This window comes from Micromonospora sp. CA-244673 (assembly GCF_050948395.1).
Taxonomy (GTDB): Bacteria; Actinomycetota; Actinomycetes; order Mycobacteriales; family Micromonosporaceae; genus Micromonospora.
Genome location: NZ_CP192019.1, coordinates 5,102,017 through 5,127,066 on the forward strand (window position 1 = coordinate 5,102,017; position 25,050 = coordinate 5,127,066).

General features: G+C 74.2%; 24 protein-coding genes. 10 read left to right on the forward strand and 14 right to left on the reverse strand.

Going from position 1 to position 25,050, the window contains the following annotated elements:
- Nucleotides 1-50: 50 nt before the first annotated feature.
- Nucleotides 51-1,157, reverse strand: a complete 1,107-nt coding sequence (locus ACQP12_RS23265; protein ID WP_433282003.1) for an SPFH domain-containing protein — start codon at nt 1,155-1,157, stop codon at nt 51-53.
- A 4-nt stretch (nt 1,158-1,161) separates the two neighbouring features.
- Nucleotides 1,162-1,635: an NfeD family protein gene (locus ACQP12_RS23270; RefSeq protein WP_357950389.1), complete on the reverse strand. Its 474-nt coding sequence runs from the start codon at nt 1,633-1,635 to the stop codon at nt 1,162-1,164.
- 91 nt (nt 1,636-1,726) lie between these two features.
- Between ACQP12_RS23270 and ACQP12_RS23275 the strand changes: the two genes are divergently transcribed.
- Nucleotides 1,727-3,037, forward strand: a complete 1,311-nt coding sequence (locus ACQP12_RS23275; RefSeq protein WP_433282005.1) for a serine hydrolase domain-containing protein — start codon at nt 1,727-1,729, stop codon at nt 3,035-3,037.
- A 246-nt stretch (nt 3,038-3,283) separates the two neighbouring features.
- Here the strand turns inward: ACQP12_RS23275 and ACQP12_RS23280 are convergent, their stop codons facing one another.
- Nucleotides 3,284-4,093 (reverse strand): DUF3097 domain-containing protein, encoded by an 810-nt coding sequence (locus ACQP12_RS23280; RefSeq protein WP_433282007.1) that lies wholly within the window; start codon nt 4,091-4,093, stop codon nt 3,284-3,286.
- Nucleotides 4,094-4,254: 161 nt separating this feature from the next.
- Here ACQP12_RS23280 and ACQP12_RS23285 point away from each other — a divergent pair, with 161 nt between their 5' ends.
- Nucleotides 4,255-5,049: a hypothetical protein gene (locus tag ACQP12_RS23285; protein ID WP_357950398.1), complete on the forward strand. Its 795-nt coding sequence runs from the start codon at nt 4,255-4,257 to the stop codon at nt 5,047-5,049.
- A 16-nt stretch (nt 5,050-5,065) separates the two neighbouring features.
- Here the strand turns inward: ACQP12_RS23285 and ACQP12_RS23290 are convergent, their stop codons facing one another.
- From ACQP12_RS23290 to ACQP12_RS23320, 7 genes are all read right to left on the reverse strand, one after another.
- On the reverse strand, nt 5,066-5,932 hold the full coding sequence (locus ACQP12_RS23290; RefSeq protein ID WP_357950462.1) for an HAD-IIA family hydrolase: 867 nt from the start codon (nt 5,930-5,932) through the stop codon (nt 5,066-5,068).
- Nucleotides 5,881-6,912: a ferrochelatase gene (locus ACQP12_RS23295; protein ID WP_433282010.1), complete on the reverse strand. Its 1,032-nt coding sequence runs from the start codon at nt 6,910-6,912 to the stop codon at nt 5,881-5,883. The genes ACQP12_RS23290 and ACQP12_RS23295 overlap by 52 nt, the downstream gene beginning before the upstream one ends.
- 64 nt (nt 6,913-6,976) lie before the next feature.
- The gene (gene fabI / locus ACQP12_RS23300) at nt 6,977-7,744 is read right to left on the reverse strand and encodes an enoyl-ACP reductase FabI (RefSeq protein WP_357950405.1); all 768 of its coding nucleotides are present in this window, start codon (nt 7,742-7,744) and stop codon (nt 6,977-6,979) included.
- Nucleotides 7,745-7,768: 24 nt separating this feature from the next.
- The gene (gene fabG, locus ACQP12_RS23305; RefSeq protein WP_387118716.1) at nt 7,769-8,473 is read right to left on the reverse strand and encodes a 3-oxoacyl-ACP reductase FabG; all 705 of its coding nucleotides are present in this window, start codon (nt 8,471-8,473) and stop codon (nt 7,769-7,771) included.
- A 597-nt stretch (nt 8,474-9,070) separates the two neighbouring features.
- Nucleotides 9,071-10,021 (reverse strand): VWA domain-containing protein, encoded by a 951-nt coding sequence (locus ACQP12_RS23310; protein WP_357950412.1) that lies wholly within the window; start codon nt 10,019-10,021, stop codon nt 9,071-9,073.
- A complete protein-coding gene (locus tag ACQP12_RS23315) occupies nt 10,018-11,010 on the reverse strand; it encodes a DUF58 domain-containing protein (protein ID WP_357950464.1) in 993 nt (330 codons plus the stop codon). The genes ACQP12_RS23310 and ACQP12_RS23315 overlap by 4 nt, the downstream gene beginning before the upstream one ends.
- A complete protein-coding gene (locus ACQP12_RS23320; protein WP_357950415.1) occupies nt 10,989-12,095 on the reverse strand; it encodes an AAA family ATPase in 1,107 nt (368 codons plus the stop codon). The genes ACQP12_RS23315 and ACQP12_RS23320 overlap by 22 nt, the downstream gene beginning before the upstream one ends.
- A 238-nt stretch (nt 12,096-12,333) precedes the next feature.
- On the opposite strand from ACQP12_RS23320, the gene ACQP12_RS23325 reads away from it, so the two are divergent.
- Genes ACQP12_RS23325 through ACQP12_RS23335 form a run of 3 tightly spaced genes read left to right on the forward strand, consistent with a single transcriptional unit; the run spans nt 12,334 to nt 14,640 of the window.
- Nucleotides 12,334-12,564, forward strand: a complete 231-nt coding sequence (locus ACQP12_RS23325) for a hypothetical protein (RefSeq protein WP_357950418.1) — start codon at nt 12,334-12,336, stop codon at nt 12,562-12,564.
- Nucleotides 12,565-12,586: 22 nt separating this feature from the next.
- On the forward strand, nt 12,587-13,114 hold the full coding sequence (locus ACQP12_RS23330; RefSeq protein ID WP_091259679.1) for a PH domain-containing protein: 528 nt from the start codon (nt 12,587-12,589) through the stop codon (nt 13,112-13,114).
- A complete protein-coding gene (locus tag ACQP12_RS23335; protein WP_433282014.1) occupies nt 13,111-14,640 on the forward strand; it encodes a PH domain-containing protein in 1,530 nt (509 codons plus the stop codon). Before ACQP12_RS23330 ends, ACQP12_RS23335 begins: the two co-directional genes overlap by 4 nt.
- Before the next feature lie 83 nt (nt 14,641-14,723).
- Here ACQP12_RS23335 and ACQP12_RS23340 read toward each other — a convergent pair whose 3' ends face one another.
- Complete coding sequence (locus ACQP12_RS23340; protein ID WP_433282016.1) at nt 14,724-15,857, reverse strand: phosphatase PAP2 family protein; 1,134 nt, start codon at nt 15,855-15,857, stop codon at nt 14,724-14,726.
- 149 nt (nt 15,858-16,006) lie between these two features.
- Between ACQP12_RS23340 and ACQP12_RS23345 the strand changes: the two genes are divergently transcribed.
- Together ACQP12_RS23345 and ACQP12_RS23350 are read left to right on the forward strand one after the other, a co-directional pair.
- The gene (locus tag ACQP12_RS23345; protein ID WP_433282019.1) at nt 16,007-16,411 is read left to right on the forward strand and encodes a thioesterase family protein; all 405 of its coding nucleotides are present in this window, start codon (nt 16,007-16,009) and stop codon (nt 16,409-16,411) included.
- Complete coding sequence (locus ACQP12_RS23350; protein WP_433282021.1) at nt 16,408-17,238, forward strand: MBL fold metallo-hydrolase; 831 nt, start codon at nt 16,408-16,410, stop codon at nt 17,236-17,238. The genes ACQP12_RS23345 and ACQP12_RS23350 overlap by 4 nt, the downstream gene beginning before the upstream one ends.
- A gap of 12 nt (nt 17,239-17,250) precedes the next feature.
- Here the strand turns inward: ACQP12_RS23350 and ACQP12_RS23355 are convergent, their stop codons facing one another.
- A complete protein-coding gene (locus tag ACQP12_RS23355; protein WP_433282023.1) occupies nt 17,251-17,697 on the reverse strand; it encodes a MarR family winged helix-turn-helix transcriptional regulator in 447 nt (148 codons plus the stop codon).
- Nucleotides 17,698-17,779: 82 nt separating this feature from the next.
- Here ACQP12_RS23355 and ACQP12_RS23360 point away from each other — a divergent pair, with 82 nt between their 5' ends.
- A complete protein-coding gene (locus tag ACQP12_RS23360) occupies nt 17,780-19,000 on the forward strand; it encodes a multidrug effflux MFS transporter (protein WP_433282025.1) in 1,221 nt (406 codons plus the stop codon).
- Between the two features lie 9 nt (nt 19,001-19,009).
- On the opposite strand, the gene ACQP12_RS23365 is transcribed toward ACQP12_RS23360, so the two are convergent.
- Nucleotides 19,010-19,939 carry a carbohydrate kinase family protein gene (locus ACQP12_RS23365; RefSeq protein WP_433282027.1) on the reverse strand — a complete coding sequence of 310 codons (930 nt, stop codon included), beginning with the start codon at nt 19,937-19,939 and terminating at the stop codon, nt 19,010-19,012.
- A gap of 333 nt (nt 19,940-20,272) precedes the next feature.
- Between ACQP12_RS23365 and ACQP12_RS23370 the strand changes: the two genes are divergently transcribed.
- Nucleotides 20,273-21,388 (forward strand): lytic polysaccharide monooxygenase auxiliary activity family 9 protein, encoded by a 1,116-nt coding sequence (locus tag ACQP12_RS23370; RefSeq protein WP_433282029.1) that lies wholly within the window; start codon nt 20,273-20,275, stop codon nt 21,386-21,388.
- A 60-nt stretch (nt 21,389-21,448) separates the two neighbouring features.
- Here the strand turns inward: ACQP12_RS23370 and asnB are convergent, their stop codons facing one another.
- Nucleotides 21,449-23,410: an asparagine synthase (glutamine-hydrolyzing) gene (gene asnB / locus ACQP12_RS23375; protein ID WP_357950443.1), complete on the reverse strand. Its 1,962-nt coding sequence runs from the start codon at nt 23,408-23,410 to the stop codon at nt 21,449-21,451.
- A gap of 112 nt (nt 23,411-23,522) precedes the next feature.
- Here asnB and ACQP12_RS23380 point away from each other — a divergent pair, with 112 nt between their 5' ends.
- Nucleotides 23,523-25,001, forward strand: coding sequence for an aminopeptidase P family protein (locus ACQP12_RS23380; protein WP_357950446.1), 1,479 nt, complete (start codon nt 23,523-23,525; stop codon nt 24,999-25,001).
- Nucleotides 25,002-25,050 lie beyond the last annotated feature (49 nt).

Consider the following 25,050-nt stretch of genomic DNA (forward strand, 5'->3'; position numbering starts at 1 on the left):
GCGCCGGGGCGCCGTATGAGTGATTCTCGGATTTGCCGGCGGGGCTCCGATCAGCCCCGTTCGCGCTGGTCCGACGGGTCGTTGAGCAGGCTCTGCGGGGAGACCGGCTCGGGCGCCGGGAGCCCCTGCGGGGCGTCGCCGCCGGTGGCCTGGGCCTCGGCGACGCGTACCTCGTCGTGGATCTCCTGGGCCGCGGTGGCGGCGGCGTGCGCGGCCTCGGCGGCCTCGCGCTCCACCTCGCCGGCGCTCTTGGTGGCCTCGGGCGACGGGACGTCACCGACCATGTTGGCCAGCCCGCCCAGCGCGCCACCCATGCCCTCCAGGGCCTTGGTCAGCTCGGTCGGCACGATCCAGACCTTGTTGGCGGTGCCGTTGGCGATCTGCGGCAGGGCCTGGAGGTACTGGTAGGCGAGCACCTTCTGGCTCGGGTTGGCCTGGTGGATCGCGTCGAAGACCGTCCGGATCGCCTTGGCCTGGCCCTCCGCCTGGAGGATGCGGGCCTGCCGGTCACCGTCGGCGCGCAGCACGGCGGCCTGCTTCTCACCCTCGGCCGTGAGGATCTGCGACTGCTTGTGCCCCTCGGCGTTGAGGATGGCGGCACGGCGGTCCCGCTCGGCGCGCATCTGCTTCTCCATCGAGTCGCGGATGCTCGGCGGCGGCTCGATGGCCTTGATCTCGACCCGGGTCACCTTGATGCCCCACCGGCCGGTGGTCTCGTCGAGCACACCGGAGAGGTGCCGGTTGATCTCCTCGCGGCTGGTCAGCGCGCGCTCCAGGTCCAGCGAGCCGATCACGTTGCGCAGCGTGGTGACGGTGAGCTGCTCGATGGCCTGGAGGAAGTTGGAGATCTCGTAGGTGGCGCGGACCGAGTCGACCACCTTGAAGTACAGCACCGTGTCGATCGAGACGACGAGGTTGTCCGAGGTGATCACCGGCTGCGGCGGGAAGCTGACCACCTGCTCGCGCATGTCGACCTTGGTCCGCACCGCGTCGATGTACGGCACCAGCAGGTTCAGCCCCGGGTTCAAGGTCCGCTTGTACTTGCCCAGCCGCTCCACCACGTCCTGGCGCTGCTGCGGCACGATCCGCACCGCCTTCACCAGCGTCACCACGACGATCACGGCGACGGCGATCAACAGGATCGCTGCAAACTCCATATCTTCACCTTTTTCCTTCGGGCATTCCGCCCGGTGTGGAAATCTCGTCCTGCCAGACCAGGGCGGTCGCGCCCCGGACCTTTATCACCTGCACCCGCTCGCCCGCCGCGTAGCTGCGCGTCGCGTCGTACGACCGGGCCGTCCACAGCTCACCGTCGATCTTGACGAGGCCCCGCTCGGCGTCGACCGGCTCCAGCACCACCGCGCTGGACCCCTCGATCGCCTCGACCCCGAACGGCTGGTCGCCGCTCTGCAGCGCCGGCATGGCGTGCCGCTTGATGACCGGCCGGACCAGGGCCACCGACAGCGCGGAGACCACCGCGAAGACCAGCGCCTGGAGCGCGACCGGGGCACCCAGCGCGGCGGCCCCGGCGGCGGCGAAGGCCCCCGCCGCGAACATGATCAGGAAGAGCGTCGTCGTGAAGATCTCGGCGACCGCCAGCAGCACACCCAGCACGATCCAGAACACGGCGTCCACCCTTAGATCGTGACACGCCGACGCACGCAGCGACGACCCGAAATGATCACCTAAGCTCGGCAGCGCGCCGACGACCGCCGAGGAGGACCCCATGGCCCTGCTGCCCGAGACCGCCCGACAGGTGGACCTGCTGGTCGCCCGGGCCCAGGCGGAGGGACGCGGCCCGTCGCTCGCCCTCGGCGTGGTCCGGGACGGCGGCCTGGCGCACGTCGCGTTCGCCGGCGAGCAGCCCCGCCCCGACGCGGACCTCCAGTACCGGATCGGCTCGATCAGCAAGACCATGACCGCCGTGCTGGTGATGCAGCAGCGCGACGCCGGCCGGTTGGACCTGGACGACCCGCTGGACAAGCACCTGCCCGGCACCCCGGTCGGCGCGCTCACCCTGCGCCAGCTGCTCGGGCACGCCAGCGGCCTGCAACGGGAGCCGGACGGGCAGTGGTGGGAGCGGGCCGCGGGCGCCGACCTGGCGACCCTGCTCGCCGGGCTCACCCCGGCGAAGATCGCCCACCCGCCGCACCACGTCTACCACTACTCGAACCTGGCGTACGGGCTGCTCGGCGGTGTGCTGGAACGGATCACCGGCACGCCCTGGGCCGACCTGCTGCGCGAGCGGCTGCTCGAACCGCTGGGCATGCGCCGCACCACCTACCACCCCACCGAGCCGTACGCCCGCGGCTACGTGGTGCACCCCTGGCACGACACCCTGCGGGAGGAGCCGCGCACCGACACCGGGGCGATGGCCCCGGCCGGCCAGCTCTGGTCGACCGTCGAGGACCTGGCCCGCTGGGCGGCCTTCCTGGCCGACCCGGCCCCGGACCTGCTCGCCCCCGCGACGCTCACCGAGATGTGCGCGCCCGTGGTGATCAGCGACCTGGACGCCTGGACCGGCGGGCACGGCCTCGGCGTGGAGCTCTACCGGGTCGGCGACCGCGTGTACGTGGGCCACGGCGGCTCGATGCCCGGCTACGTCGCCGGCCTGGCCGTGCACCGCCCGACCCGCACCGCCGTGGTCGACTACGCCAACTCGTACGGGCTGCGCGGCCACCACGTCGTCGGCCTGGCCCGCGAGGTGCTGACCCTGGTGCTCGACGCCGAGCCGGCCACGCCCGCCCCGTGGCGCCCGGCCGAGGCGCCGCCCGCCGACCTGGCCGAGCTGACCGGCCGCTGGTGGTGGATGGGCAACGAGTACGAGTTCCGCATCGACCCGGCCGGCGACCTGGTGGGCGGCCTCGTGGGTAACCCGCAGCTCCGCTTCACCCCGGAGGCCCCCGACCGCTGGCGCGGCCGCTCCGGCTCCCAGGACGGCGAACTCCTCACCGTCATCCGCGACGAGGCGGGCCACCCCGTCGCCCTCGACATCGCCACGTTCGTCTTCACGAGAACCCCCGAACAGGAACCCTGACCGGCCCGCGCGGACGACCGGACCCGCTCCAGTCGCTACAAACGTGGTGACACGGAGGACTCACCCGGCGATCCGTCCGCGTCATCAAGTTCGTAGCAGCCGCGAGGTCATCCCCACCCTCGCTGCCGGAGCCGCACCGCGCACCCGGCACACGACGGGCCGGGGGCGACCGTGCCCGGCGGAGGGATCAAGCCTGACCGCCCGGCGCCGGGCACGGTCGCCCCCGGCCTGAACCGCAACCACGACTCAAGGCGAAGTCACGAAATCGATCAACCGCTCCATGGCGTTGATCAACGGCGTCTCCACGTCGGCGAAACTGTCCACCCGGGACAGGATGTGCCGCCACATGTCCGCCGGCTCGGCCACCCCGAGTGCCGCGCAGACGCCTTCCTTCCAGGGCCGCCCCGGCGGCACCACGGGCCAGGCCGGGATGCCCAGCGCCCGGGGCTTCACCGCCTGCCACACGTCGACGTACGGGTGCCCGGTGACCAGCACGTGCGGCGAGGTGACCCGTGCCACGATCCGGCTCTCCTTCGAGCCGGGCACCAGGTGGTCGACCAGCACGCCGAGCCGGCGGCCCGGGCCGGGGGCGAAGGCGCGCACCTCGGCGGCGAGTTCGTCGATGCCGTCGAGGGGTTCCACCACCACGCCCTCGATCCGCAGGTCGTCGCCCCAGATCCGCTCGACCAGCGCCGCGTCGTGCACACCCTCGACCCAGATCCGGCTGGCCTTGGCGACCTGCGCCCGGACGTTGTCGACCGCGATCGAGCCGGAGGCGGTGCGCCGCCGGGCGGCGGGCACCGGGGCGCGGGCCGGGCGGCGCAGGGTGACCGGCTGGCCGTCGAGCAGGAACGCGGCGGGCAGCAGCGGGAAGTTCCGCCGTTTGCCGTGCCGGTCCTCCAGCACCACCGCGCCGGACTCGAACCCGACCACCGCGCCGCAGAAGCCGGAGTCGGCGTCCTCGACCACCAGGTCCGGTTCGGCGTCGACCTCCGGGATCACCTTCCGCCGCCGCCAGTCGCCCGCCAGCACGTCGCCGTCGTATCGCCCCGCCATGTGGATCACGCTAGCCACCGGCCCGGCGCGTCGCCCGACGACGCGCCGACCAGGTGCCCCACCGCCGGCACAGAAAGGGGCGAAGGGGGTAGTTGGGGGCAGGTCACGCCGCCGGAGCGGCAGCCGAGACAGCGACGGCGGCGAGCACGTACCCTTTCGGCATGTCCTCCCCCGCAACGGGCGCGGCCACGCTGGCTCCGCGCCGGTCGAGCCGGTTCGTCGCCTGGGTACGCGCCTGGCGCGCCGGCCTGGTGCCCTTCGACGAGGTCGCCGACGAGATCGCCGGCGACGAGGAGCACCTGGTCGCCGACGCCCCCGGCACCTGGACCGACGTGTCCCTGCGGGACGCGCTGCCCAGCCTGGCCAAGCTCTCCCCGGACGAGATCCGGCTGGTGCTGCCCGCACCGGGCGACCCGCGCGGGCTGCCCGGTCCCGGCGACTTCGCGGGGGCGGCGCTGCTGGCCGGCGAGGCCGTGGTGGCCAGCGGGCTCGGGTTCGTGCCCGAGGTGCGCACGCACACCTCGGGCTCGGGAATGACCTGGGAAACCGTGCTCTGGCGGGTCTACCCGCTGCCGGCCGACGCGCCGAAGGCGTCGCTGATCGCGCCCGGCGCCGCCGAGGCGGAGGCCGAGCTGGCCGCGGCGCTGGCCGAGACGACCGCCGCGCTGACCCGGCTCGACGTGGCCCAGTGGCGGCCGGAGCTGGCCGGCGCGCTCGCCGCGCTGCGCCGGCCGGACGGCGGGACCGACCTGCCGCCCGGCTTCGACCCGCGGTCCCGCCGGCTGTTCGCCCGCGCGGCCGTGCTGGACCGGGTGCTCGCCCTTGCCGGGGAGAGCGCACCGGGCGGGGCGGTGAACACCTTCGAGGCGCAGCAGCGGGACGCGGCGTTGCGGCCGTTGACCACCGCCTGCCGGCAGGCCCTGGTGGCCGCCTGCAACGCCCCGCTGCGCCCCTGAGGTCCTGGGCCCCTGCTCAGACCTCGTCGATCAGGTCGGCCACGGAGTTGACGATCCGGGACGGCCGGTAGGGGTAGCGCTCGGTCTCGGCCCGGCTGCTGATCCCGGTGAGCACCAGGATCGTTTCCAGCCCGGCCTCCAGGCCGCAGAGGATGTCGGTGTCCATCCGGTCGCCGATCATCGCGGTCGACTCGGAGTGCGCGTCGATGGTGTTCAACGCCGAGCGCATCATCATCGGGTTGGGCTTGCCAACGAAGTACGGCTCCACCCCGGTCGCCTTGGAGATCATGGCGGCCACCGAACCGGCGGCCGGCAACGCGCCCTCCACCGACGGGCCCGTCGCGTCGGGGTTGGTGCAGATGAACCGGGCCCCGTCGTTGATCAGCCGGATCGCCTTGGTGATCGCCTCGAAGCTGTAGGTGCGGGTCTCCCCCAGCACCACGTAGTCGGGGGCGAAGTCGCTGAGCACGTAGCCCACCGCGTGCAGCGCCGTGGTGAGACCGGCCTCGCCGATCACGTACGCGGTGCCGCCCGGCCGCTGGTCGGCCAGGAACTGGGCGGTGGCCAGCGCGGACGACCAGATCGCCTCCTCCGGCACGTCCAGCCCCATCCGGGCCAGCCGGGCCCGCAGGTCCCGCGGCGTGTAGATCGAGTTGTTGGTGAGCACCAGGAAGGGCTTGCCGGAGGCGCGCAGCTTCTTGACGAACTCGGGTGCGCCGGGCACCGGCTGGCCCTCGTGCACCAGCACGCCGTCCATGTCGGTGAGCCAGCTCTGCACCGGCTTGCGGTCATGCATGTGTCGTCCCCACTGGGTGTCGGAGGTGGCCGGGCTCAGGGCCGGCGGGAGGGGGGCACGCAGCACAGCGCCGGGCAGGTGTCCCAGGTGGGCAGCTCGCCGAGGCGGCGGAAGTACCGCTCGCCGTCCGGGGCGTTCCGTTCCAGCACCAGCTCGCGGACCATCGCCACGAACCGCGGGTCGGTGCCGGGCGTGCCCGCGCGGACGAAGTCCAGGCCGTGCTGCTTGGCCGTGTCGAGGGCCTCGGTGTCCAGGTCCCAGACCACCTCGAGGTGGTCGGAGACGAACCCGATCGGGCTGACCACCACTCCGGTCACGCCCTCGCCGGCGAGCGCGGCCAGGTGGTCGTTGATGTCCGGCTCCAGCCACGGCACCTGCGGCGGCCCGGAGCGGCTCTGCCAGACCAGGTCGTACGGCAGGTCGGGCGCCGCGGCGGCGTGCACCAGCCGGGCGGTCTCGGCGAGCTGGGCGGTGTACCGGCCGCCGTGCGGGCCGGCGCTGGCGGCCGCCGACACCGGGACGGAGTGCGCCGTGAACACGAGCCGGGTGCTGTCCCGCCGGGCCGGGTCGAGCTGCGCGAGCGCGGCCCGGACGGCGTCGGCGTGCGGCTCGACGAAACCCGGGTGGTCCCAGAACTGGCGCAGCTTCTCGATCAGCGGCGCGTCCGGGCCGACTGCGGCGCGGGCCGCGGCGATGTCCTCCTGGTACTGCCGGCAGGACGAGTAGCCGCCGTAGGCGCTCGTGACGAAGGCCAGGGCCCGCTGGACGCCGTCGTCGCGCATCTGCGCCACCGTGTCGGCGAGCATCGGGTCCCAGTTGCGGTTGCCCCAGTAGACCGGCAGGTCGACGCCGTTGGCGGCGAAGTCCTCGCGGATCGCCGCGAGCAGGTCGCGGCACTGCTGGTTGATCGGGGACACCCCGCCGAAGTGCAGGTAGTGCTCGGCCACCTCGGCGAGCCGCTCCGGCGGCACGCCCCGCCCCCGGGTCACGTTCTGCAGGAAGGGCAGCACGTCCTCGGGCCGCTCCGGGCCGCCGAAGGAGACCAGCACCAACGCGTCGTACGCCATGGTGGCATTCTCCCCCGACGGCCGGGACGGTCCGGCGGCTACCCCGGGACGTGCGGTCCGGGTCTCAGGCGCCGATCGCGTGGTAGCCGCCGTCGACGTGGACGATCTCGCCGGTGGTGGCCGGGAACCAGTCGGACAGCAGCGCCAGGCAGGCGCGGGCGGCCGGCTCCTGGTCGGTGAGGTCCCAGCCCAGCGGGGCGCGCTCGGTCCAGGCGTCCTCGAACTGGTCGAAGCCGGGGATGGACTTGGCGGCGATGGTGCGCAGCGGCCCGGCGGCGACCAGGTTGCTGCGGATGCCCTGCTTGCCCAGGTGCAGGGCCAGGTAACGGGAGGCGGACTCCAGCCCGGCCTTGGCCACGCCCATCCAGTCGTAGACCGGCCACGCCTTGGTGGCGTCGAAGGTGAGGCCCACCACGGCGCCGCCCGCCGACATGAGCGGCAGCGCCGCCATGGCCAGGGACTTGTAGGAGTAGGTGGAGACCTGGAGCGCGGTCGCCACGTCCTCCCAGGGCGCGTCGAGGAAGCCGCCGCCGAGGCAGCTCTGCGGGGCGAAGCCGATCGAGTGGACCACGCCGTCGAGGCCGTCGACGTGCTCGCGCACCTTGTCGGCCAGGCCGGCCAGGTGCTCGGCGTTGGTGACGTCCAGCTCGATCACCGGCGCCGGCTCGGGCAGCCGCTTGGCGATCCGCTCCACCAGGGAGAGCCGGCCGTAGCCGGTGAGCACGACCTGCGCGCCGTTCTCCTGGGCGAGCTTCGCCACCGAGAAGGCGATCGAGGCGTCGGTGATGACGCCGGTGACCAGCAGCCGCTTACCGGCCAGGAGTCCGGACATTGTGCAATCTCCTCCGTACTTTTCTCAGTGGCCCATGCCCAGGCCGCCGTCGACCGGGACGACGGCGCCGGAGATGTAGCCGGCCGCGTCCGAGGCGAGCCAGGTGACCGCGGCGGCGACCTCCTCCGGGCTGGCCATCCGGCCCGCCGGGATCTGCTTGCGGATCTCCGCCCGGCGCTCCTCGGACAGCGCGGCGGTCATGTCGGTGTCGATGAAGCCGGGCGCCACCACGTTGGCCGTGATGTTGCGGCTGCCCAGCTCACGGGTGATCGAGCGGGCCACGCCGACGAGGCCGGCCTTGCTGGCCGCGTAGTTGACCTGGCCGGCGCCGCCGGCCAGGCCGACCACCGAGGAGATGAAGACCATCCGGCCCCACTTCGCGCGGAGCATCTTCGTCGAGGCCCGCTTGGCGACCCGGAACGCGCCGGTCAGGTTGGTGTCGAGCACCCGGGTGAACTGCTCCTCGGACATCCGCATGATGAGGGTGTCGTCGGTGATGCCGGCGTTGGCGACGAGCACCTCGACCGGGCCCAACTCGGCCTCGATCGCGGTGAACGCGGCGTCCACCGACTCGGCGTCGGTCACGTCACACTTCACGCCGAACAGCCCCGCCGGCGCCTCGCCGCCGCGGTAGGTCACCGCCACCCGGTCGCCCTGCTTGGCGAAGGCCTGCGCGATGGCCAGGCCGATCCCCCGGTTTCCGCCGGTCACCAGCACGGTACGGGCCACGGTTCCCCCTCTGCTCAGCTGATCTCTCGGTCGGTGGCGAGCCTAGGGGTTACCGGTAGGTAAGCGCTAACCCGTCCCAGGTCGGCGGGCTGCCCGGCGACCCGGTCGGACGGGCCCGGCGGACCGGTCGGCCGAGTGCGTGCCGCGGGCGCTCCGGGTGTACGATGATCGACGTTTGCGGGCAGTGGATCGCCCGCATCGTCGAGCCCCGCCGACCGCAGGAGGTGATCGCTGTGCGAGATAGCGATCCTCCCAGTCGTGGCCGGGCCGACCGTCAGCCCCGCTGAGCCACGACTCAGTCGGCGCGGCTGACCCCGCTCCCCCGCCCACCGCACCGCCCGCGTCTCCCCGGCTGCCCGCCGGGGCGACCGTGCCGCGCGGCCCGGCGGAAGCACCCCGGTCACGACTTCGTGTGCGTACGCCCTGATCCACCCCCGCGGTCCGTCCCGCCGGACCGTCCGTCGCCACGGAGCAGTCCCATGAGCCGTTACGTCGCCCCGCTGGGCTTCACCCTCGCCGCCGTCTGGGTGGCCGTCCTCTTCGTCCTGGCCGGCGGCGGTCACTGACCACCACCGGCCGGGCCCCGGCCGTCCCGCCTCAGATCAGGCGGGACGACCAGAGCAGGCTCAGCCCTCCCGCGCAGAGCGCGAGGAGCAGCGCGACACCCGCGTACCACTGGGTGATCTCCCGCGGCTCGGTCCGGAAACCGATCGAGCTGCCCATGTCCTGGTAGACCTGCTTCAGCTCGCTGACCGAGGCGGCCTCGTAGAAGTAGCCCTGGGTCGTCTCCGCGAGCTGCGACAGCGCCATCCGGTCCACCGGCACCCGCTGGAGCTGGCCGCCGATGTCCACCTGCCCGGAGTCGGTGCCGAACGCGATGGTCGAGACCGGCACGTTGGCCGCCTGGGCCGCCGCGGCCGCCTCCTCCACCGAGCGACCCGAGGTGCGGTAGCCGTCGGAGAGCAGCACGATCCGGGCCGGCGGGATGCCGGCCGCGCCGTCCGCCGGCACCGAGCGGATCGCCTCCAGGCAGGTGAAGACCGCCTCGCCCGTGGCGGTCGCCTCGGCCAGCACCAGCCCGTCGATGGCGGTGGTCACCGCGCCCCGGTCCTTCGTGGGCGGCACCAGCACGTTCGCCGACTTGGCGAACGAGACCAGCCCGAGGTTGTAGCTCTCCGGCAGCTCGCCGACGAACTGCTTGGCCGCCTCCTGCGCCGCCTCGAGGCGGTTCGGCGCCACGTCGTCGGCCTGCATGGACAGCGACACGTCGATGGCGAGCATCACCGTCGCCCGTTCGAGGGGCTCCTTGGTGTCGATCGCCGGCCGGGCCAGCCCGGTGGCGAGCACCAGCAGGCAGAGCAGGAAGGCGGTGGCCGCCGCGTGCCGCCGCCAGCCCAGCCCCTTCGGCGCCAGGGTGCGCAGCAGGTCCACGTTGGTGAACCGCATGGCGTACTGCCGGCGGTGCAGCTGCCGCCAGACGTACGCGGCGGCGAGGGCGAGCACCGGCAGCAGCGCCAGCAGCCACCACGGTTGCAGAAAACGGATCATCGAGTCGTCCCTCGGGTGCGGGCGTGCCGCTGCGCGGCCACGAAACGCACCATGTCCAGCAGCCAGTCTCGGTCGGTACGCAGTCGCAGGTGGGCCGCGCCGGCGGTGCGCAGCTCGGCGGCGATCGCCGCACGCTGGGCGGCCGCCGACTCGGCGTACCGGCGGCGCAGGCGCGGGTCGGCGGTCTGCACCTCGTGCAGCTCACCCGTCTCCGGGTCGACCACCGGCAGCACCCCCACGTCGGGCAGTTCCAGCTCGCGCGGGTCGACCACCTCGACGGCCAGCACGTCGTGCCGGACCCGCAGCTTACGGATCGGCCGGCCCCACTGCTGCGGCGGCGCGAGGAAGTCGGAGATCACCACCGCCACGCCCCGCCGGCGCGGCGGTCGGTTGAGCATGTCGACGAGGACACCGAGGTCACTGCGGCCGGGCCGGATCTCCGTGTCGGCGATGGCCCGCAGCAGCCCCTGGGCCTCCTTGCGCCCGGCCCGGGCGGGCAGCCGCCGCAGCGCCCCCGGCCCGGCCGGCGGGGAGCCGCCCCGCCAGCGCCCCGCCGACGCCGGCCCGCCCGTGCCGACCACCGCGCCGATCCGGTTGCCGCCCCGGACGGTCAGGTGGGCCAGGGCGGCCGCCGCGGCGACCACGACGTCCCGCTTGAGCCACTGCCCGGTGCCGAAGTCCAGGCTGGCCGAGAGGTCGACCGCCAGCCAGGTCTCCAGCTCGCGGTCGGCCACCGTACGCCGGACGTGCGGCATGGTGGTGCGGGCCGTGACCGGCCAGTCCATCCGGCGCACGTCGTCGCCGGGGCGGTACTCGCGGGACTCCCCGGCCTCGCTGCCCGGGCCGGGCAGCAGCCCGGCGTAGTCGCCCTGGAGCAGCCCGTCGAGCTTGCGGGTGACCATGAGCTGCAGCCGGGCCAGGACGGCGCCGGAGCGCTCGCCGCTGGCCGGCAGCCGGGTGGGTGGGGTCACGGCCGCTGCCCGGGCCAGCCGCCGTGCGGGACGGCCGGCGGGGGCGGCGTGGCCTGTTGGCGGGGCGCGACCGCGGGCAGCGGGATGGTGGACATCACCCGGTGCACGATGTGGTCGGCCGGCACGTCGTCGGCGAGCGCGTCGTAGCTGAGCACGAGCCGGTGCCGCAGGATGTCCGGGGCGATGTCCTGCACGTCCTGCGGCAGGGCGTAGTCGCGGCCACGCAGCAGGGCCAGCGCCCGGGTGGCCCGGACCAGGCCGAGCGAGGCGCGCGGGCTCGCGCCGTACTGGATGAGCTGGGCCACGTCGGGCATGCCGTGCTCGGCGGGCGCCCGGGTGGCGAGGACCAGCCGGACCGCGTAGTCGACCAGCGCGTTGTGCACGAAGACCTGGTCGGCCTTGTGCTGGAGCGCGATCAGGTCGGGGGTGTCGAAGACCCGGGCCGGCTCGGGCGGCGCGACGCCCATCCGGTAGACGATCTCCCGTTCCTCGGCGTCGGTCGGGTAGCCCACCACGATCTTCATGAGGAACCGGTCCCGCTGTGCCTCCGGCAGCGGGTAGACGCCCTCCTGCTCGATCGGGTTCTGGGTGGCCATCACCAGGAACGGGTCCGGCACCCGGTGGGTCTCGCCACCGATGGACACCTGCCGCTCGCTCATCACCTCCAGCAGCGCCGACTGCACCTTGGCCGGAGCCCGGTTGATCTCGTCGGCGAGCAGGAAGTTGACGAAGACCGGCCCCAGCTCGACGTCGAACTTCTCGCTGGACTGCCGGTAGATCCGGGTGCCCATGATGTCGGCCGGCACCAGGTCGGGGGTGAACTGAACCCGGGCGAACGACCCGCCGACCACCTTGGCCAGGGTCTCCACGGCGAGGGTCTTGGCGACGCCGGGCACCCCCTCCAGCAGGCAGTGGCCCCGGGCGAGCAGGGCCACGAACATCCGCTCGACCATCCGGTCCTGGCCGACGATCACCCGCTTGATCTCGAACAGCGCCCGCTCCAGCAGCGTGGCGTCCTGCGCCGGGGTGGTTGCGGCCGGGGGCGGCGCGTCCGGCGCGGCCTCGGTCGGTGTCGGGGCGTCGGGCGTGGTCGGCTGGGCCACCGGTCCTCCACAGCATGGTCGTCGTCGGCGTGGTGCGTATCAAGACTGTCATGCCTTGCTGAGAGGCGAGGGTGGGAGAGCGACGATTTTCGCCGTGCCGTCCCCCGGCACGGAAAACCCTGAACACGGGTGGACAACAAGGGGTCCGGCGTGTGTACGATTCACCCCGTCGCCGGGCGGCTCCCCCCGTGGCCGCCCGGCGCTAAAGCTCCCGGCGCGCGGCCCTAGACTCGCCCCGGTGACCACTCCCACTCCCCCCGACGACGCGCTCGTCTGCTCGGCGCGCGGATGTCGCGCGCCCGCCGTGTGGGAGCTGCGCTGGAACAATCCCCGCCTGCACCCGCCCGAGCGGCGCAAGACCTGGCTGGCCTGCCCCGCACATCGCGGGTCGCTGGGCGACTTCCTCGACGCGCGCGGCTTCCTGCGCGAGGTCGTACCGGTGCCCGGATCGCCTACGCTCGAATCGTGAGCGAGCGCAGCGGGATCAGCCGGTGAACGGTGACGACCTCGCCGGCCGGCCGCCGGCCCCGACCGGACCCCTCGAGCCCTGGCCGGACACCGTCCGGTGGCAGCCGATCTCCCGCGACCTGATCTGGGTGGAGCTGATCCGGCTCGGCATCGGTCTCGCCGTGGCGCTGGTGGTGCTCGGCGTGGCCTGGGCGGTCGCCGGCCACTGGCTGCTCGGCGCCGCCCTGGGCGTGGCGCTGCTGCTGGCCGCCTGGCGGGCGGTCACCATCGTCCGCGCGGTGCGCGCCTGGGGCTACGCCGAGCGGGCCGACGACCTGCTGGTCCGGCACGGCCTGCTGGTGCGGCGGCTGTCCATCGTGCCGTACTCCCGGATGCAGTTCGTCGACGTGAGCGCGGGGCCGCTGGAGCGCGCCTTCGACCTGGCCACCGTGCAGCTGCACACCGCCGCGGCGGCGAGCGACGCCCGCGTGCCGGGCCTGCGTCCGGCGGAGGCGTCCCGGCTGCGGGACCGGCTCACCGCGCTGGGCGAGGACCGGGCGGAGGGGCTGTGAGCGACGGCCCGGCCGAGCCGGAGCCCGGCGCCCCGCCGCCGCACCCGCCACCCGCCGCACCGCCGCCGGCCGCCGCCGAGCCGCCCCGCAACGGCCACCCGTGGCCACCGCAACCGGGGTACGGTCCGCCCGTGCCGCCCTGGCCCGGGGCGGGTCAGCCCGCGCCACCTGGCGCCGGGCCGTGGGGGCCGGGGGCGCCTCCGCCGGCCGGTGAGGAGCCACGGCAGCGGCTGCACCCGCTGAGCCCGGCGCTGCACGGCGCGAAGTCACTTGTCGTGGTGATCGCCGGCCTCTCCTGGTCGACGCTGTCCCGGGTCGGCTTCGGCTGGTTCGCCCTGCTGGTCGCGATCTTCGTCCTCGGGGCCACCGTGCTGTCGGTGATCAGCTGGTGGAACACCGGCTACCACGTGGTGGGCCGCGAGCTGCGGGTGCACGAGGGGCTGCTCTGGCGGCGTACCCGGGCGATCCCGCTGGAGCGGCTGCAGGCGGTGGAGGTGGTCCGGCCGCTGCTCGCGCAGCTCACCGGGCTGGCCGAGCTGCGGCTGGAGGTGGTCGGCGGGGGCAAGACCGAGGCGCCGCTGGCGTACCTGAGCGTGGCCGAGGCGACCGCGCTGCGGCACCGGCTGCTCGCCGTGGCCGGCCGCGCCCCCGAGGCCGCCCCGCAGGCCCCCGCCGGCGCGCCGCCCGCGCCCGCCCCGGCCGGGCGGCGCCTGCACCACGTCCGCAACCGGGACCTGCTGGTCAGCCAGCTGCTCACCCCGCAGGCGTTCCTGCTGCCCTTCGGCCTGGCGTTCGTGGCGGCGCAGTTCGTCTCCGAGGGGTCCTGGTCGTTCATCGCGGTGGCCAGCACGCTGACCGCGATGGCCGGCGTGTTGCTGCAACCGGTCCGCCGGGTGCTCGACGACTGGCGCTTCCGGCTCGACCGGGACGGCGACGCGCTGCGGGTGCGCAACGGGCTGCTGGAGACCCGCGTGCAGACCGTGCCGCTGCACCGGGTGCAGACCGTGGGGGTGACCTGGCCGCTGCTCTGGCGGATGAAGGGGTGGCTGCGGCTGCGGCTGGAGGTGGCCGGCTACTCGGCCGCCGAGCCGGACGACCGCAACCGCCCGGACCGGCTGCTGCCGGTCGGCGACGCACGCACCGGCGAGCTGGTGGTCGCCGAGGTGCTGCCCGGCGTCCGGCTGGGTGCGCTGCCCGCCACGCTGCCGCCCCGGCGGGCCCGCTGGCTGCGCCCGCTGAGCCGGGCGAGGGTCGGCGCCGGCCTCGACGAGCAGGTCTTCGTGGCCCGGTCCGGGCTGCTGACCCGCCGGTTGACGCTGGTGCCGTACGCCCGGATCCAGAGCGTGCGGGTGACCCAGGGCCCGGCGCAGCGGCGGCTTCGGCTGGCCACCGTGCACGCGGACACCGCCGGTGGCTCGGGCGCGGCGGCGCTGGACCGGGACCTGGGCGAGGCGTGGGAGCTGGCGGCGGAGCTGACCGCACGGGCGCACGCCGCCCGCCGCACCGACCGGGGACGCGCGGGCTGAGCCGACCGGGCGGTCAGCGCTCGGCCGGTACCGACGTCCGGCCGACGGTCAGCGCTCGGCCGGTACCGACGTCCGGCCGACGGTCAGCGCTCGGCCGGGACGGTGGCCGGGTCGGTGGCAGGCGTGGGGCCGGCCGGATCGGCCGTGGGCGTGGGGCCGGCCGGGTTCGCCGCGGGCGTGGCCGCGTCGGCGGGCGTGACGTCGGCCGCCCGGGTCGGCTCGGCGGTTGCGGTCGCCTCCCCGGCCAGGGCGAGCGCGGCGCGGCGGGCCCGGCGGGCCGCCCACCAGTGCTCGGCGAGCCCGACCACCAGGAAGGTCAGGCCGACGTACGCCCAGCCGACCAGCACGTCGATCAGGTAGTGCTCGCCGCTGTAGATCAGCGTGAAGGTCATGGCCAGTGGGTACGCCAGCAGCAGCGGCCACCAGCGCTTGCGGGTCGCGCGCAGGAAGAACAGGACCACGAACAGGGCGAACGCCGTGTGCAGCGACGGCATGGCGGCCACCGGGTTGGAGGCGATCTGCCCGGCGTTGAGCAGGTTGCCCGCGCCGTGCATGCCGATCTCCTTCCACCCCCGGGTGGAGATCCGCGCGACGTCGGAGAGCAGCCCGTTCTGGGCCGCCCACCACGGCGGGGCGGCCGGGTAGAGGAAGTAGGTGGCCAGCCCGGCCGCGCAGAGGAAGCCCCACCGCCGCATGTACGCGCCCCAGCGCGCGCGGTCGCGCAGCCAGAGCACCGCGGCGGCGGCGAGCGTCGCCACGAAGTGCGAGAAGTAGATCCAGCTGACCGCCACGTCCCACCAGTGCACCTGGTCGGGCCGGTAGAGGTGCTGCTGGAGCCAGATCGTGGGCACCTCCCCGCCGGTGGCCCACCCGGTCAGGAACCGGTCGGCGACGATCAGCTCCATGGCGTGCGGCGTCGCGCCGTTGTCGGCGAACCCCCGGGACAGGTTGTACGCGGCCAGCAGCAGCACCACCGGGATCCAGTCCCGGGCGAAGCGCAGGTGGCTGCGCCACGGGCGGGACGAGTGCCACGCGATGGTGCCCGCCCAGATCCAGAGGAACGCGTACGCCGGGTCGGTCGGCAGGCCGATGGCGAACCAGGCCGCCACGAAGGCGATCCCCCAGATCGCCATCGCCACCACGCGACGGCGCCCGCCGTCGGGGGACGCGGTCGGTCCGGCGGGGGCGGGGGGCGGGGAGTCAGTCAGCACGGCCATCGCGGACAAGGTTAACGGCGTGCGACGGGGGCGCCGACGCCGACCGCCCGCCGCCGGGGCCGGTCGCCCCCGTCCGGGCCGTCGGGAGGGGCCGGGGGCGGGGGTCCGGACGCCGCCCGGGCCCGGGGCCGCTGCACTAGGCTCGGCCCATGCAGGAGCAGCCGGAGTCGCCCTTCGCCCCGGGCCTGACCGCCTGGGTCGAGCTGACCGTCACCGACACGGACACCGCGCAGGCGGTGGGCTCGGGTGATGTGCCGGTGCTCGGCACGCCCCGGGTGCTGGCGCTGGCCGAGGCGGCCACCGTGGCGGCGACCGCGACCCGGCTGCCGTCCGGTTCGACGACGGTCGGCACCCGCGTCGAGCTGGAACACCGCGCGGCCACGCCGGTCGGGCGGACGGTGGCCGCCCGGGCCGAGCTGGTCAAGGTCGACGGCCGGCGGCTGGCCTTCGAGGTGATCGTCACCGACGGCAACGAGGTGGTGGCCACCGGGCGGGTCGAGCGGGCCCTGGTCGACCGGCAGCGCTTCGTCGAGCGCGCCGCGCGGGCGTCATGACCGCCCGGTTCGTCGAGGTCGCCGACCGCGTGCACGTGCTGCGCGACCCGCTGCTGCACGTCAACGTGACGCTGGTGGTGGGCGACGGCGCGGCGCTGCTGGTGGACACCCTCTCCACCGCCGGGCAGGCCCGGGAGCTGGCCGAGGCGGCCCGCGCGGTCACCCCGCACCCGTGGACGATCGTCAACACCCACCACCACTTCGACCACTGCTTCGGCAACGCCACGCTGGCCGCCGACCCGCCCCGCCCGGTCTACGCGCACGCCCAGGCCACCGCGGTGCTCCGGGACCACCCGGACGAGCTGCGCCGGGCCGCGTCCGAGGAGATGCGCGCCGAGCAGCCGGAACTCGCCGCGGAGCTGGCCCGCACCGAGCTGCTGGCCCCGACCCATCCGGTGCACGGCGAGGCGGTGCTCGACGTGGGCGGCCGGCGGGTGGTGCTGCACCACCCCGGGCACGGGCACACCGACGCCGACCTGGTGGTGCACGTGCCGGACGCGGACGTGCTGGTCGCCGGCGACCTGGTGGAGCAGAGCGGGCCGCCGGCCTTCGAGGAGTCGTACCCGGTGCAGTGGCCGGACGCGGTGGCCGCGCTGCTCCGGCTGACCACGCCGGCCACGGTGGTGGTGCCGGGGCACGGCGCGCCGGTCGACGTGGAGTTCGTGCGTGCCCAGCACGCCCAGCTCGCCCAGCAGGCCTGGCTGATCCGGGCCGGCCACACGGGCAGCGCCCCGCCGGAGCGGGTGGCCGCCGAGTCGCCGTTCGGCGCCCGCCCGGGTCTCATCGCCGCCCGCCGCGGCTACGCCGAGCTCGACGGCGCCGCCTGACCGCGCGGCGGGTCAGGGGCGGGCGCGCAGGGCGCCGAGCAGGGCGTCGAGGTGCGGGGCGGCGGCGAGGATCGCGTCGCGGGCCGGCGGGTCGAGGGTGGCCAGGGCCTCGGTGAGCAGGGCGCTGCGGTGGGTCGCGTAGTCGTCCATGCGGGCGCGGGCGGCCTCGGTGAGGGCGAGCCGCACCACCCGGCGGTCCTCCGGGTCCCGGCCGCGCGCCAGCAGCCCGGCGTCGGTGAGGTCGCGGACCAGGGTGCTGACCGTGTTCGGCGCGGTGCCCAGCCGCCGCGCGATCTCCTTGCCGCTGATCCCCGGCTCGGCCCGGACCAGGTGGAGCACCTCCACCTGCGCCTCGGGCAGGGCGTCCCGATTGGCCCGGGCGACGACCTTGCGGCGGAGCAGCCGGTGCACCTCCCCCAGCACGGCCCCGAAGCGCGCGGTGGCCTCGTCGCTCGGCACGGAGTCACCTTCTTCACATCGCAACAGTTCTGACTACAGAGCTAAGGTTACCCGGATTCGTCGACCTCCTGGGGGAACCTTCGTGAGCCAGACCGTGCGGACCGCCGCGCGCCCGACCATCGACCCGCGAGCCGCACGGGGCGGCGCGACCCTGCTGGTGCTGCTCGGCACGCTCACCGCGATCGGCCCGCTCTCGCTGGACATGTACCTCCCGGCGTTCCCGGCGATGACCCGCGAACTCGGCGCCGACCAGGCCGGCATCCAACTCTCGCTGACCACCTGCCTCATCGGCCTTGCGGTCGGCCAGTTCGTCACCGGCCCGCTCAGCGACCGGTGGGGGCGGCGCCGCCCGGTGCTGATCGGCGTCGTCGCGTACACCGTGCTCGCGCTCGTCTGCGCCGTGGCGCCGAACGCGCCCATGCTGGCCGCCGCGCGGTTCGCCCAGGGCCTGGCCGGCGGCATGGGGGTGGTGGTCGCCCGCGCGGTGGTCCGCGACCTCTACGCCGGCCGCGAGGCCGCGAAGTACTTCTCGCGGCTCACCCTGGTCTTCGGCGTCGCGCCGGTGGCCGCGCCGAGCGTCGGCAGCCTGGTGCTGCGGTTCGGCGACTGGCGGGCGGTCTTCCTCACCCTGGCCGCCATCGGGCTGCTGCTCTCCGTGGCGGTCGCCCTGCGCCTGCCGGAGACGCTGCCGGTCGAGCGCCGCAGCACCGGCGGCCTGGCCGCCACCGCCCGGACCATGCGGTCGCTGGTCGCCGACCGGGTCTACCTCGGGTACGCGCTGACCCAGGGCTTCGCCTTCGCCGGGCTGTTCGCGTACATCTCCGGGTCGTCGTTCGTGTTCCAGGACGTCTTCGGCGTCTCGGCGGCGGCGTTCAGCCTGATCTTCGGGCTCAACGCGCTCGCCCTGGTGGCCATGGGGCAGGCGAACGCGCGGCTGCTCGACCGGTTCAGCCCGCGCCGGCTGCTGGTCACCACCCTCGTGGTGGGCGTGGTCGCGGCGGCCGGCGTGCTCACCGGCGCGCTCGCCGGCAGCCTCGCCGTGGTCGCGGTGACGCTGTTCGCGTTCGTGGGCTCGCTGGGCATGGTGATGCCGAACAGCACGGCGCTCGCGCTGGACGCGCACGCCCGGCACGCGGGCACCGCCGCCGCGCTGATGGGCGGGGTCCAGTCGGTGGTCGGCGCGCTCGCCGCGCCCCTGGTCGGTCTCGGCGGCGAGGGCAGCGCCACGCCGATGGCCGTCGTGCTGGCCGCCGCCGCCGCGCTCTCCCTCACCGCCGTGCTCACCCTCACCCGACCGCGCTGACCGCGCGGGTCAGCGGAACCGGTCGGCCACCGCCTCCCGGGTGGGCATGGCGGTGGCCCCGCCGGGCGACTCGCAGACCAGGCCGGCCACCCGCAGGGCGAAGGCCACCCGGTCCCGCCAGCCGATCGGGTCCATCGGCTCACCGGCGTGCAGGAGGTCGGCGATGAGCGCGCCCATCACCGAGTCGCCCGCTCCCGTCGCGTCCACCGCGTCGACCTTCGGCGCGGGGACGCGCACCACGTCGTCGGCGGCGGCGACCAGCGCGCCGTCCGCGCCAAGGGTGACCACCACGGTCCCCGCGCCCAGTTCCCGCAGGTACGCGGCGACGCCCTCGACCGGCTCGCGCGGGTAGAGGTGGCGCGCGTCGGCGGCGCTCAGCTTGACCAGGTGGGCGCTCGCCGCGAACTCGGCGACCACCGCGCGCAGGTCGTCCAGCGCGCCCGCGCCGGTGAGCAGGCTCGGGCGCACGTTCGGGTCGAACACCCGCAACGCACCGGCCATCGCCCAGGCCCGGCGGGCGGCGGCCAGCACCGGCGGGTCGAGCAGCACGATCGAGCCGCAGTAGAGCACCTGCGCGCCCTCGACCAGGGCCACGTCCAGGTCGCTGGCGGTGAGCAGCGCGTATGAGCGGGGCTCGCCGTAGAAGCGGAAGTCCGGTTCCGGGCCGGCGAAGGTGGCCACCGCCAGCGCGGTCGGCGCCGGCACGGTGACCGCACCGTCCACGCCGACGCCGGCGGCGCCCAGGAAGGCGCGGATCCGGGTGGCGAGCGGGTCGTCGCCGAGCGACCCGACGAACTGGACGTCGCCGCCGAGCCGGGCCACCGCCACGGCCACGTTCAGCGGCCCTCCGCCGATCGCCTGCCGGAAGACGGGCTCCCCGTCGTGCTCGGTCTCGAGCAGGTCGACCAGCGCCTCGCCGAGCACCACCGCGTAACCCATCCTGGCTCCCTCCGCCGTCGTACCCCCGATCCTGGCGCATGGCGGGGGCCCGGCGCGACGAGACGCCCGCATCGACAAGCGGCTATTGCGCGGGATGACCGGACGTGATGGGATTGCGCGTGCCGGGAGGGCGCGGGGGCTGCCGCGCCGCCGGCCGCCGGGTCGAGCCGACGCGAGGGCACTCACCGGTCCGTGGCACGGACCGCAGGCGGTGCGCGTCCCCCGACGGCCCCGGCCGCACTCCGACCGCCGGGCGTGGCACCGCGATCGTCGCATCCGCTCGTCGCAGCGGGGCGGGCCGGTGCGGTCGCGCCCCGCGAGTCAGGAGATCCCGTGCACCGATCCCGTACGGCCGCGCTGCTCACCGCGGCCGCCACCCTGGCCCTGGGCGCGTTCGCCCTGGCCACCGGCCCCGACCCGGCCGCCGCGCATGGCGCGGCCATGACGCCGGGCGCCCGGACCTACCTGTGCTGGAAGGACGGTCTCACCGCGACCGGGGAGATCAGGCCGAACAACCCCGCCTGCTCGGCGGCGGTCGCCCAGAGCGGCGCCAACTCGCTCTACAACTGGTTCAGCGTGCTGCGCTCCGACGCGGGCGGCCGGACCGTCGGGTTCATCCCCGACGGCAAGCTGTGCAGCGGCGGCAACGCGAACTTCAGCGGCTACGACCTGGCCCGCACCGACTGGCCGGTCACCCACCTGACGGCCGGGCGGTCGATGGAGTTCCGCTACAGCAACTGGGCCCACCACCCGGGCACCTTCTACTTCTACGTGACCAAGGACAGCTGGAGCCCGACCCGGCCGCTGGCCTGGAGCGACCTGGAGGAGCAGCCGTTCCTCCAGGTGACCAACCCGCCGCAGCGCGGCTCGGTGGGCACCAACGACGGGCACTACTACTTCACCGGTTCGCTGCCGTCGAACAAGAGCGGCCGGCACATCATCTACTCCCGCTGGGTCCGCTCGGACAGCCAGGAGAACTTCTTCGGCTGCTCGGACGTGACCTTCGACGGCGGCAACGGGGAGGTGACCGGGATCGGCTCCGGCGGCACGCCGTCGCCGAACCCCACCACGCCGACGCCGACGCCGACCAGCCCGACGCCCACCCCGACCTCGCCGAGCCCGACGCCGACCCCGACCATGCCGTCGGGCGCCTGCATGGCGGTGTACAAGGTGGTCAGCGCCTGGCAGGGCGGCTTCCAGGGCGAGATCATGATCATGAACCACAGCACCCGGACCTACGCGGGCTGGACGGCGAACTGGACCTGGCCCAGCGGCCAGAGCATCACCCAGCTCTGGAACGGCACGGTGAGCACCAGCGGGGCCGCCGTGACGGTCACCAACGCCGCCTACAACGGGAGCGTCCCACCGGAGGGCACCACCACGTTCGGCTTCACCGCGAACTTCTCCGGCACGAACACACTGCCCACGGTCACCTGCACGGGCCGGTGACCCCGACGTGAGAAGGGGCCCCCGGGGGTACGTCCCCGGGGGCCCCGCCGCACACCCGCGTCAGCGGACCATGCTGCCGACCACCGGCTTGGTGAGCAGGGCGGACTGGTTGCGCTGGATGCCCGGGTCGAGCGTCTTCGCCACGAAGATGGCGTGCCAGATGCAGAAGATCAGCACGGTCCACACCTTGCGGGAGTGGTCCGCCTCCTCCCGCTTGTGCTCGTCCAGCAGCCGCATGGCGTACGACAGGTCGATGAGGTCGCCCGCGCCCGAGGTCGCCAGCACGTGCCGGGCCCACTCGTACATCTCACCGCGCAGCCAGACCCGGGTCGGGGTCGGGAAGCCCAGCTTCTTGCGGTTGACGATGGCCGGCGGCACCACGCCCTGCAACGCCTGGCGCATCGCGTACTTGGTGGCGTCGGAGCGGGGCGGCAGCTTCAGGTCGACGGGGATGCCGGCCGCCACGTTGAACACCTCACGGTCGAGGAAGGGCACCCGCACCTCCAGCGAGTGCGCCATCGAGATCCGGTCGGCCTTGACCAGGATGTCGCCGCGCAGCCAGGTGTAGAGGTCGACGTACTGCATCTTGGTGACGTCGTCCAGCTCGGTGGCCTCGGCGTAGATGGGCGCCGTGACGTCGGTGTAGCGGACCGAGGGGTCGTAGCGGCGCAGCAGGTGCTGCTTCTCCTCCTCGGTGAACATCCGGGCGTTGCCGTAGTAGCGCTCCTCGATCGGGGTGGTGCCCCGCTCCAGGAAGCTCTTGCCCTTCACGCCCTGCGGGATGGCCTTGGAGACCGCCCGCAGGCCCTTCTGCACCCCGCCCGGCAGGTTGTTCACCGCGTTGAGCGAGAGCGGCTCCCGGTAGATCGTGTAGCCGCCGAAGAACTCGTCCGCACCCTCGCCGGAGAGCACCACCGTGACGTGCTCGGCGGCCTTCTTCGCCACGAAGTAGAGCGGCACGAGGGCCGGGTCGGCAACCGGGTCGTCCAGGTGCCAGACGATCTTCGGCAGCGCCTCGATCATGTCCTGCGGCCCGATCTTGGTCGGGATCGTGGTCACGTCGAGGTGCCGGGCCGAGTCCTGCGCCACGTCGATCTCGGAGTAGCCCGGCACGTCGTAGCCGACCGTGAAGGTGAGGATGTTCGGGTTGAACTCCCGGGCCAGGGCCACCACCGCGGTGGAATCGATGCCGCTGGAGAGGAACGAGCCGACCGGCACGTCCGAGCGCATGTGCATCCGGACGCTCTCCCGCAGCGTCTCCCGGATCTCGTGGTAGAGCTTCTGCTCGTCGGAGACCGGGGCCGGCCGGAACACCGGCCGGTACCAGCGGCGCACCTCGATCCGGCCGCCCGGCGTCCAGGTCAGGTACTCCCCCGACCCGATCCGGCTGATCCCCCGGTGCAACGTGCCCGGCTCCGGCACGTACTGCAGGGTCAGGTAGTGGCTCAGGTTGGCGGCGTCGATCCCCGCGTCGCCCTGGTAGGCCGAGTGCGCGAAGGGCAGCAGCGCCTTCTTCTCGGAGGCGAGGTAGAGCCCGTCCTGGGTCTCCAGGTAGTGCAGCGGCTTGATGCCGAAGTAGTCCCGCGCGCCGAAGGCCCGCCGCTCCTGCCGGTCCCAGATCACGAAGGCGAACATGCCGCGCAGCTTGGTGAGCACCTGCTCACCCCAGTAGTGGTAGCCGGCGACGATCACCTCGCCGTCGCCGTTGGTGGCGAACTGGGCGCCGTGGTCGCGGATCAGCTCGTCCCGCAGCTCGATGTAGTTGTAGATCTCGCCGTTGAAGGTGAGCAGGTAGCGCTCGTTCGCGTAGGGCAGCGGCTCGTGGCTGAGCGCCACGTCGATGATCGCCAGCCGCTTGTGCGCGAACACCCCGTCCGCGTACCGGCCGGAGGCGTCGCCGACCACCTCGACCCCGGTCTCGTCCGGGCCGCGGTGGTGCAGGCACTCCAGTGCTCCGGCGATGTGGTCGCGGTGAGCGGCGGCGTCACCGCGCGCGCTGAAAAAGGCCAGGAGTCCGCACATGGTCGCCATCTTTCCACGCGCCGGAAGCCGCCGTCGCGGCACCGCAGGCACTCCCCGCTCCCGCCCGCGCGGTACCGTCTGGACCAGCGGCGAGGCGCAAGGAGGCGGCAGCATGGCCGAGGAGCGGGCACAGCAGCAGGGCAAGCCGGCGGACGGCACCGAATCCCACGACCCGGACTTCCCGGAGGCGTTCCTGTCCTTCATGCGGGAAGGCTGGCGGGACACGGAGCTGCCGGTCGGTCCCCGACCGGAGGTGCCCAACCACGCCAAGCGGCGGGCCGCGCTGGCCGAGGCCTTCCCGGGCGAGACGCTGGTCATCCCGACCGGCACCGAGAAGGTACGCGCCAACGACACCGACCACCGGTTCCGGCCGGGCAGCGACTTCGCGTACCTGACCGGCGACCTGGAGCCGGACAGCGTGCTCGTGCTCCGGCCGGGCGGCGAGGCCACCCTGTTCATGCGGCCCCGGTCGTCCCGCGCGACCGACGAGTTCTTCCGCAGCCGCCACGGCGAGCTGTGGGTGGGCCGGCGGCCGACGCTGAAGGAGAAGTCGACCGAGCTGGGCCTGCCCACCGCCGACCTCACCGAGCTGGACGCGGCGCTGGCCGGGCTGGCGCCGGGCCGGACCCGGGTCCTGCGCGGCTTCGACGCCCGGGTGGACGCCGCCGTGCGGCCCTACGACGGGGCGCGGGCCGAGGGCCAGCCGGGCCGCGACCGCGAGCTGGCCATCGCGATCTCGGAGCTGAAGCTGGTCAAGGACGAGTGGGAGATCGCCCAGCTCCAGGAGGCGTGCGACGCCACCGTCCGCGGCTTCGAGGACGTGGCCCGGGCCCTCCCGGCCGACCGGGCGGTCTCCGAGCGGCTGCTGGAGGGCGTCTTCGCGCTGCGCGCCCGGCACGACGGCAACGACGTCGGCTACGGCTCGATCGTCGGCGCCGGCGAGCACGCCACGATCCTGCACTGGGTGCACAACCACGGCGCGACCCGCCCCGGCGAGCTGCTGCTCATGGACATGGGCGTGGAGAACCGCAACCTCTACACCGCCGACGTCACCCGGGTGCTCCCGGTCGACGGCCGGTTCACCCCGCTCCAGCGCCAGGTCTACGACGCCGTCTACGCCGCCCAGCAGGCCGGCATCGACGTGATCAAGCCGGGCGTGGCGTTCCGCGAGGTGCACCTGACCGCCATGCGGGTGCTCGCCGAGGCGCTGAAGGACCTCGGCCTGCTGCCGGTGAGCGTCGACGAGGCGATGGACCCGGCGTCGACGGTCTACCGCCGCTGGACGCTGCACGGCACCAGTCACATGCTCGGCATCGACGTGCACGACTGCGCCAACGCCCGCAAGGAGACCTACCGGGACGGGCCGCTCGGCGAGGGCTACGTGCTCACCGTCGAGCCGGGGCTCTACTTCCAGCCCGAGGACGAGCTGGTCCCCGAGGAGCTGCGCGGCATCGGCGTCCGCATCGAGGACGACATCCTGGTCACCGCCGACGGTTCGGTGAACCTCTCGGCCGGCCTGCCGCGCCGCTCCGACGAGGTGGAGACCTGGCTGGCCGAGCAGCGCGAGGCCGGCCCCCGCCTGCCCGGCTGACCGACCGGCACCACCCCCGGCGGGCCCGCCGCCGGCGTCTGCGAGGTTT

What these genes read in the sequence shown, in the direction of transcription:
- ACQP12_RS23285 (WP_357950398.1), top strand. Translation starts at nt 4,255, where the DNA reads ATGTCCTCCCCCGCAACGGGCGCGGCCACGCTGGCTCCGCGCCGGTCG.
- asnB (WP_357950443.1), bottom strand. Translation starts at nt 23,410, where the DNA reads ATGTGCGGACTCCTGGCCTTTTTCAGCGCGCGCGGTGACGCCGCCGCT.
- ACQP12_RS23280 (WP_433282007.1), bottom strand. Translation starts at nt 4,093, where the DNA reads ATGGCGGGGCGATACGACGGCGACGTGCTGGCGGGCGACTGGCGGCGG.
- ACQP12_RS23345 (WP_433282019.1), top strand. Translation starts at nt 16,007, where the DNA reads ATGCAGGAGCAGCCGGAGTCGCCCTTCGCCCCGGGCCTGACCGCCTGG.
- fabI (WP_357950405.1), bottom strand. Translation starts at nt 7,744, where the DNA reads ATGTCCGGACTCCTGGCCGGTAAGCGGCTGCTGGTCACCGGCGTCATC.
- ACQP12_RS23265 (WP_433282003.1), bottom strand. Translation starts at nt 1,157, where the DNA reads ATGGAGTTTGCAGCGATCCTGTTGATCGCCGTCGCCGTGATCGTCGTG.
- ACQP12_RS23365 (WP_433282027.1), bottom strand. Translation starts at nt 19,939, where the DNA reads ATGGGTTACGCGGTGGTGCTCGGCGAGGCGCTGGTCGACCTGCTCGAG.
- ACQP12_RS23275 (WP_433282005.1), top strand. Translation starts at nt 1,727, where the DNA reads ATGGCCCTGCTGCCCGAGACCGCCCGACAGGTGGACCTGCTGGTCGCC.
- ACQP12_RS23310 (WP_357950412.1), bottom strand. Translation starts at nt 10,021, where the DNA reads ATGATCCGTTTTCTGCAACCGTGGTGGCTGCTGGCGCTGCTGCCGGTG.
- ACQP12_RS23380 (WP_357950446.1), top strand. Translation starts at nt 23,523, where the DNA reads ATGGCCGAGGAGCGGGCACAGCAGCAGGGCAAGCCGGCGGACGGCACC.
- ACQP12_RS23340 (WP_433282016.1), bottom strand. Translation starts at nt 15,857, where the DNA reads ATGGCCGTGCTGACTGACTCCCCGCCCCCCGCCCCCGCCGGACCGACC.
- ACQP12_RS23295 (WP_433282010.1), bottom strand. Translation starts at nt 6,912, where the DNA reads ATGGCGTACGACGCGTTGGTGCTGGTCTCCTTCGGCGGCCCGGAGCGG.
- ACQP12_RS23350 (WP_433282021.1), top strand. Translation starts at nt 16,408, where the DNA reads ATGACCGCCCGGTTCGTCGAGGTCGCCGACCGCGTGCACGTGCTGCGC.